1 protein-coding gene is annotated in these 1,056 nt (G+C 67.3%); it reads right to left on the bottom strand.

What is annotated here, in order from left to right:
- Positions 1-105 precede the first annotated feature (105 nt).
- Positions 106-1,056 (bottom strand): type IV toxin-antitoxin system AbiEi family antitoxin domain-containing protein (locus tag E1261_RS44890; RefSeq protein ID WP_238176868.1); only part of this gene is annotated, 951 nt, incomplete at its 5' end.

Here is a 1,056-nt window from a genome sequence, read left to right as displayed (position 1 = left end):
CCCCAACTCAGTGGATATCCCCCGAGTTGGGGGGTTGCCCATCGAAAATTTCAGGGGGCAACCCTCCAGTTCGACGGGCCAGCCGTGGTTGTTGGGCCCGGATTGTCAGGCCCGGGCGAATGCTGCGCGGATGAGGGCAACGACCCGGGCAGGGTCCGCGAGGTCGGCCCAGGTGATCCGCACGACCTGCAGTCCGAGTGCACGCAGGCGGTCCTCCCGGAGCTTCTCCTGGATCAGGCGCTCACGCGTGTTGCCGGCGTACTTGACCATCCCGTCGAACTCGACGACGGTCCGGTAGCCGGCGAAGTAGAAATCGACCCGGCCGATGAACCCAAGTGCATCGGCGAACTCGGCCTGAAGCACCGGAGCTGGCAGCCCGTGGCTATGCGCCAGCACCCGGAGCCGTGACTCGCCGACCGACTCCGACAACGGATTGCTGAAGGCCAGCGCTGCCCTCGCGGTCGCACTTCCGGGCCAGAACTCGGTCGCCGCCTGCAGACGTTGCCACTCATCCGGGCTGACAGGAAAATCACGCCGTACGGCGTCCGCGCTCACCACGGCCGCTTCGAAGGACGTCGTACAGGCCAATTCGAGCAGGGCTCGGGACACCGTTGTGGCGGTCAGACCACTCACCACGGTCAGGTCCGCCTCGGTCAGCCTGCCGCGATGATGGCGTACGCCGCCGATCCGGCCGCCGCGGTGTGTGTCCATCCGGCTGACCTGCACCTCGGTCAGATCCGGCCCCCAGAGCGGCACGCCGTGCAGAGCGAGCGCCGACTGGTGGCTCACGGCAACGGTGTCCGCACCCATCGAGTTCATGACCGCGTGGACGAGCCTCCGATGACTCAGGAGGAGTTGCTCCCAGGGCGGCAGGTGGCTCAGATCGACCGCTTCGGCGTACTGACCGTGGCGGATCCGCACCCACCGACGGTCCCGGATCCGGTCGCGGATCTGGCCAGGCGTATAGCCGCAGTCCGCGGCCTGCCCGCGACTGAACACCCCGTTCTGCCCTTCTGCGAGCAGCTTCAGCTTCGAGTTCACCCCCCAAGCATCAGC

Source organism: Kribbella albertanoniae (genome assembly GCF_004348455.1).
Taxonomy (GTDB): Bacteria; Actinomycetota; Actinomycetes; order Propionibacteriales; family Kribbellaceae; genus Kribbella; species Kribbella albertanoniae.
Note: the sequence above shows the minus strand (reverse complement) of the source record. Positions and strands in the feature narration are given on the sequence as shown.